Raw genomic sequence first — 6,560 nt, forward strand, 5'->3', positions numbered from 1 at the left:
GTGCCAGGCCGAGCCGCTTCGCGGTCGCGCAAGCGCGAGCCTGGCACCCCCCGCAGAACCGGTGGTTGGGCGGAGCTGCCCGACCGACCGAGGGGAGCCCCCGCCCGCCGGGTGGAGCCGTGGCGGGCCGCCGGGCAAGGTCCGTGTGGAGGGGCAAGGACCGCCGCTGACCTGCGAAAACGTGTGATGTAGATCACTCGTTTGGAGGGTCTTCAGGGCTGGACTTCCGGCCCAAAATAAGGCATGATTAGTGATGTCGGAAGGGGGTGGCAGTCCTCCCCGACAACCCGAACCTTCAACACGGGAGCAACGATGTACGCAGAGCTGGAGACCGAGACCCCGCGCGAGATCGGCGGATTCGCCCTCTACCTGTCCACCACCTACGTGTGGACCGAGGGGCGCCCCCGGCTGGTGACGACCGCCGCCGACGTCAACGAGACGTGGTGGACCGTCCGGGCGGCCGACGTGACGGACAAGCTGACCGTCCGTCAGTCCCCGGACTCGGAACTGGTCCGACTGCTCGACGCCGAGGACGGCACCGTGGTCACCACGATCGTCCCGGTCCCCGCCGGGATGCTCGACCACCACACCCCCACCCTCGCGGAGGCCCGCAGCATCCCTCTCGCGGCCCGCTGGGTGAGCAGCCCGCTGTTCACCGGCTCCGCCGGGGCCGCGCCCGAGAGCGCCGACCGCTACGAGGTGCGCGACCTCCTGGTCCGCGCCGCCCGCCGTGGCGAGACCGTCGCGATGAGCCCGGACCTGGTCATCGTGCGCAACTGCGAGAACCGGCCCGTCGCCTTCCTCCGGGAGGGGTGGCACCCGCAGAACGCGCGGCCGTCCGCCCCGAGCCTGAGCGCGCTGCTGAAGCACCGCCGCCGGTAGGACCCCGGTGGGCCCGCCCGGTGGCAGCCGGGCGGGCCCACCCCGCAAGGGCTTTGGCAGAAGCCCGCCCCGAACCTTCAACGCAGGGAGACAACGACATGGCGACGAACGACGCCCCCGACACCCCGGAGAAGCGGTACCGCATCGGCGACCGGACCCCGGACGGCCGGTACCCCGTCACGGTCGACGGGAAGCTGATCGGTCGCATCCACCGCTGGCACGGCGACTGGCACGCGCGCGTGCTGGGCCAGGTGGAGGAGAGCCAGCACGAGGACCGCGACAAGGCCGCCGCCCACCTGGACACCGTCACCCAGTCCGGCGCCGCCCTCCCCCAGACGGAACAGGCCGGTGAGACGGCGCTGGAGGGCATCGTCCCGTGGCTGCACCCGCGGATGGCGCCCACGCGGCGCAACATCCTAAGCGCGGGCATCTGCCTGGGCAGGCTCGATGAACTGGCATGGGACCCCAAGCACGGCTATCCCGGGTCGGACAACCCGTTCGAGATGGAAGACCTGATCTGCGGCTGGGTCGGAAACCGCTGGTGGAGCCACCTGCGCGGGCGGAACGGCGACCCGACGCCGCGGCCCGCGTGGCGGCACGAGGGGTGCAAGGTCCCCTTCGAGGAGCAGGCCGCCCGCGTGGCCGAGCTGGTGGGCAAGCGCCCCACCGCCTGCCCGTGCGAGACCGGGCACCCGACCGACCGCGAGGCGGTGACCGGCCTGCTGGACGAGGCCGACCGTGCCCGCAAGGCCGGTGACATCGAGGCCCTGCGCGGTCACCTGACCCGGCTGCTCGGTCCCTGCCCGGCGGCGCCGACCCGCGCCGCGGTGATGCGGGACATCGTCAAGCCTCCGCAGAAGGGCTGACCTGAACCGGGGGCACGGGCCCACGTCCGTGCCCCCGGCGACAGGGCGGCGATCGAGCCGCCCGCCGTGACCGCCGCCGTCCGTCGGCGCGAAGCCACCCGACCCGAGGATTCAGTTCGCCGTGCCTGCAACTGCCCTGCCCGCAGCCCTTTTTGACCTGCCCGAGCCCTCGGAGCGGACCACGTTCGGCCGGTCCTCCGGGATGACCGTGCTGAGCTACGGACTCGGAGCCGACAGCACGGCCATCCTGATCGAGTTCCTGGACCACCCCGAGCGGTACGGTCTGGCCCCCGACCTCTCTGACCTGATCGTGGTTCACGCGGTCACCGGCGACGAATGGCCGGACACCCTGGACTACGTCGACCGGCTGGTACTGCCGCGCCTGCGCCGGGCGGGGGTCCGGCTGGTGCAGGTGGCCCGCGCCGGCCGCCAGGACGCGGACGGCGTGGTCGTCCTGGACGACAGCCGGTCTCCCCGGCGGATCTTCGCGCGGGGGCCGTGGCGTCTGAGCGACGAGCTCCGGGAGGCCGGAACCGTCCCCCAGATCGCCAATGGCCGTAGGACGTGCAGCATCCGTTTCAAGGGATGGGTGCTGGACCAGTGGACGGAGGCCGAGTTCGGCGGCGCGAGCTACCGCCGGGTGATCGGCTACCACTACGGCGAGCTGAAGCGCGCGGAGAAGGACAGCCGCATCCAGCGCGAGCACAACCGGGCCGCGGGCCGGACCATCTGTGAGCCGTTCTATCCCCTGATCCTGGCCCGTCAGGACCGGGCGGACGTCGAGCGGTTCGTCCTGGAACGGCTCGGAGAGCCGGTGAAGAAGTCTTACTGCTCGCAGTGCCCCTTCAGTGGCGTGTGCGCGAGCAGGGAGGCCCACGAGGCGCGTCTGCGGGACCACCCGCACATCGCCGCGGACGTCCTGCGGATGGAGCACGTCGCGATGGCGCTCAACGAGCGCTCCAGCCTGTACGGGACGGACAGCCTGTACCGCAGGCTCACCGAGGACGGCCGCAACCATCCCGTGTTGAGCGCCTTCGAGGAGTCATTGGACCAGGCCCCGTACGCGATCTACGAGGTGCGGAGGATCTACTACGCGGCCCGCACGCCGGACTGCCGCACCCATCACGGCCGGTCCTGCCGGTCACCGAAATGGTGGTGCCGACAGCCGCGGACCGAGCAGTGCCGGGCCGACCACCCCGCCGGGGACTTCGAGCCGTGGTGCCCCGGGCACCGCGAATGCCGGGGACTGGCGAAGAAGGGCCCCGCCTGGCGGTCGGTACGGACCGTGTGGGAAGGCGACCGCCGCACCGCCGAGCAGCTGATCCGGCAGTTCGCCACCCGCCACGGGCTCGCCCTGGAGCGCGGGGAGGCGTCCGGCATCCAGCGGGCCCACTACCTCACCGCCGACGGCAGATTCCCGGCGGCCGCCGCCTTCGCCGTCGCGGCGCCGGCCGGAGTCCGCGACAAACAGCGGAAGCACTTCGAGGAGGCATGGACCCGGCACACCGGGGACGTCGGCACCCGCTGGAACCCGCTCCGCCCGCTGCCCGCGCCCGAACCTCCACGCCTCACGGGCGGAAAGCCGCTGATCCGCCGGTCCAAGACCGTCGGCGGCGTGACCCTCATCGCCTGAATCACCCCGCGGGCTCCGGAACGGCTGGGGCCCGCCCAACACCGAGGAGAGCAAGATGAGTTACACCGATCCGGCCGCTTTCGCCGCGACCCGGCACCGCATCGTGATCAACCTGTCCGGCGGGAAGGACGGCGTGATCGCGGGTGCCAAGGCGATGGATGCCGCCCGCCAGGCTGGGGTCGCCGACCGCGTCTGGACCGCCCACGCCAGCCTGGGCCCGATGGAGTGGCCCGCCGTCACCGTGGACGGGGTGCGGTGGCCGAGCGCGAGCGAGCTCGCCGCCCAGCACAGTCAGATTCTCGGCGTCCCGCCGGAGCGACACATCGAGGTCCGCCGCACCCGGCAGGTCGACGGCCGCACGGTCCCGTTCGATCTGCTGACGTTCATCGCCGAGCGGGGGGATTGGCCCTGGCTGGGTCAGGCCCGCACCTGCACGGGGCCATGGAAGACGAAGATGGTGTTCGGCGCGTTCACCCCGCAGGTTCGCATCCTGCGCAAGGAGGTCCAGGGGCCGCTGATGTTCGCCAACGTCCTCGGCCTGAGGGCGGAGGAGAGCCGCGACCGTCGCAACCGGCAGGTGTGGCGCCGCACGACCGAGAACTCCCACCGGGTGGTGGACGAGTGGCTGCCCGCCCATCAGGTGAGCACCGCCGATGTGTGGGCGTGGACCCTCGCGGAGGAGGTGCCGTACCACTGGTGCTACGACTCCCACCCCGGCGCCGGGGATCGCCGGGGGTCCAGCCGCTGTTCCTGCTCAACCTGCACGCTGGCCAGCCACCGCGATCTGCTGCTGGCCGTGGCCCGCCGGCCCCGGCTTGCCGAGCTGTGCGCGCTGGTCGAGCGGGTCCGTCAGGTCCCCTTCAACCCCAACATCACGATGGCCGAGCTGATCGCGCAGTCCCGCCGCCGCGACGCCCCCGACCCGGGCGTCCGCGTCGAGGAGAACGCCGACTTCGAGCGCATGGAGCGGGACGTGCACGCCGCCCTCCGGCGGCCGCCAGCGTACGAGTCCAAGGCCCGAACCGGGTCCGCCTCGCTGCTGCACGCGACCGGCGGATGCGACACCTGCACCCTGACGATGTAGCCCCGGAACAGGGGGAACGGCGTTGACCCCGCTCAAGATATAAGGCAGAATTAGCAATGCTCGAAGGTGTGGCAGTTCCTTCGGCAGCCCCGAACCTTCAACGTCCAGGAGTCGCGATGAGCCTCACCGCGCTTGCCGTGCTCTCCCCGGGGACGGGCCGAACAGGTCCATCGACACTGACCCATCCCGTCGGCCCGGCCGTCTCCCACGGCCGGGCCGTGTCGCCCCCTACGGAGAACGCATGACCAGTACATCCCTGACCTTCCCTGTCCGAAACGATCAGCTCCCAGCCCTGCGCGAGGCGATCGAGCAGGCGGACCGGCAGACCCGGGCCCACGGGCTGACCGGATGCCACCTCACCCGCGGACCCGTCGAGCCCATGCCATGGCCCGACGTCAACGGCGTCCCCATCGGCGCCGTGGCCGTCCAGGACGTCACCGTGACGTTCCCCCTCCTGCAGTTTCAGGGCTGGACCGTCATCGCCCAGGTCGAGCACGACGGGGCGGCGGACAGCACCGTGACCGCGCTTCCGCCGTTCGAGGACGAGGCCGCCGACCGGATCGCGCACTGCGACGCCTGCGGGGAACGCGGAGCCCTGACCAGCTACCTCCTTCGGCACGATGACGGCAGCACGATGCAGCTGGGCACAACGTGCGCGGGCCCGTACGCGAACCTGCCCGTCACCGTCCTGCGCGACCTGTGGAACCTGATCCACTGCTGCCTGACAGCCGAGCCGTACGAGCCCGGCGAAGTGCCGTCGGATCTGCGGCTCCACGTCGACCAGGTCCTGGAGTATGCCGCCGCCCTGACCGTCCAGGCCGGGTACGTCAAGCGCGGCGGCGGCTGGACGACCGCCGAACAGGTTCGCGCCCTGCTGCTGGGCGGCGCCGGCCGGGAGGTCCTGGACCAGCTGCACGAACACCTTCGGGCCGCCGGGAACGTCGAGGCCATGGCCGCCGCGGTCCGGGACTGGTGTCTGCACGGTGACGCGGCCGCGAGCGACTACCGCCGCAAGCTGGCCCGCGCGGTCGCACAGGACCTGGCACCGGCGGACATCGGTCTGGTGGTGTCCGCAGTCCCGATGTACCTGCGCGAGGCCCAGCGGCGGCTGACCGCGGAGGACCGCGAGTCGATCACGGCCACGGTCACCGAGGTCAGCCCGCTCACGAGCCAGTGGGGCGAGCGCCGCCGCGTCCGCTTCACCGACGGCGCCGGACGCCTGTACGCGTGGGACTCGATGACCCAGCCGTTCCCCGAAGAGGGGCAACGGCTCCGTGTCACCGGCCGGGTTGTGCGCAACACGGTCCGCGAGGGCATGGTCGAGACGTACCTGACCCGGTGCCGTGTCGCGCCGGCCTGAGCGCTGCCTGGCGGCGTCCGCCACGGCTCCGCCCGGTGGGCGGGGGCTCCCCTCGGTCGGTTGGGCAGGCTCGCCCGTACCCGGGTTCCGGCGGGGGTGCCAGGCTCGCGCTCGCGCGACCGCGAAGCGGCTCGGCCTGGCGGCCCCGCCGGGTTCCGGGTAGCCCTCCGGGTGACCGACCGGCCGAGGGGAGACCCCGGCCACCCCTCCACCCCAGCCACCCACGGCCCGCACACGGTGACGGAGCCCCCGCCCCCTTGGGAGTAAGGGCCCCGCCGGAGGCGGTCCTTCTTCTTCATCACGACTGAGTGCTTCCGGCGGCGTCGCTGGGTGCCGATGGGTCCGGCCGGCCCGCGCAGCGGGCCCCGCCCCGCGAAGCGGGGGCGCCCTTCGCCGTCGTCGCGGAGCGACGACACCCCACGCGAAGCGTGCACTGCAGACCGGTCCAGCGCAGCGGACCACCCCGTGCGGCGCGGAGCACCGCACCTCGGCGCGAAGCGCCGACACTGCCACGGCCGCGGAGCGGGCCGCACCGCTGCCGATGCCGGAGGCACCGGCACCGTCCGCCGGAGGCGGACCTCCCTGCTCTCCACCTCGACCAGGTGCACCCCGGACTCCACCTCGGCCGGCGCGGACAGATCGGCGGTCCGCGCCAGCGGACCCGAACGGGAACAGCCGCCCCGCCAGGGGCGCCCGTTCGGCCCGACGAAGGAGGGCCCGGTCCGCGCCAGCGGA

The 6,560-nt window shown here is 72.6% G+C and carries 6 protein-coding genes; all 6 read left to right on the forward strand.

What is annotated here, in order from left to right; translation table 11 throughout:
- The first annotated feature begins 312 nt into the window (after window positions 1-312).
- Window positions 313-882 (forward strand): hypothetical protein, encoded by a 570-nt coding sequence (locus tag ACFV6V_RS30825; protein WP_385571139.1) that lies wholly within the window; start codon window positions 313-315, stop codon window positions 880-882.
- 98 nt (window positions 883-980) lie between these two features.
- Window positions 981-1,748 (forward strand): hypothetical protein, encoded by a 768-nt coding sequence (locus tag ACFV6V_RS30830; RefSeq protein WP_385571140.1) that lies wholly within the window; start codon window positions 981-983, stop codon window positions 1,746-1,748.
- A gap of 121 nt (window positions 1,749-1,869) precedes the next feature.
- Window positions 1,870-3,381 carry a hypothetical protein gene (locus ACFV6V_RS30835; protein WP_385571141.1) on the forward strand — a complete coding sequence of 504 codons (1,512 nt, stop codon included), beginning with the start codon at window positions 1,870-1,872 and terminating at the stop codon, window positions 3,379-3,381.
- Window positions 3,382-3,436: 55 nt separating this feature from the next.
- On the forward strand, window positions 3,437-4,465 hold the full coding sequence (locus tag ACFV6V_RS30840) for a phosphoadenosine phosphosulfate reductase family protein (RefSeq protein WP_385571142.1): 1,029 nt from the start codon (window positions 3,437-3,439) through the stop codon (window positions 4,463-4,465).
- A gap of 241 nt (window positions 4,466-4,706) precedes the next feature.
- The gene (locus ACFV6V_RS30845) at window positions 4,707-5,825 is read left to right on the forward strand and encodes a hypothetical protein (RefSeq protein WP_385571143.1); all 1,119 of its coding nucleotides are present in this window, start codon (window positions 4,707-4,709) and stop codon (window positions 5,823-5,825) included.
- Window positions 5,826-6,290: 465 nt separating this feature from the next.
- A partial coding sequence (locus ACFV6V_RS30850) for a hypothetical protein (protein ID WP_385571144.1) occupies window positions 6,291-6,560 on the forward strand: 270 nt, incomplete at its 3' end.

Source organism: Streptomyces sp. NPDC059828, assembly GCF_042731955.1.
In the GTDB taxonomy this organism is placed as follows: Bacteria; Actinomycetota; Actinomycetes; order Streptomycetales; family Streptomycetaceae; genus Streptomyces.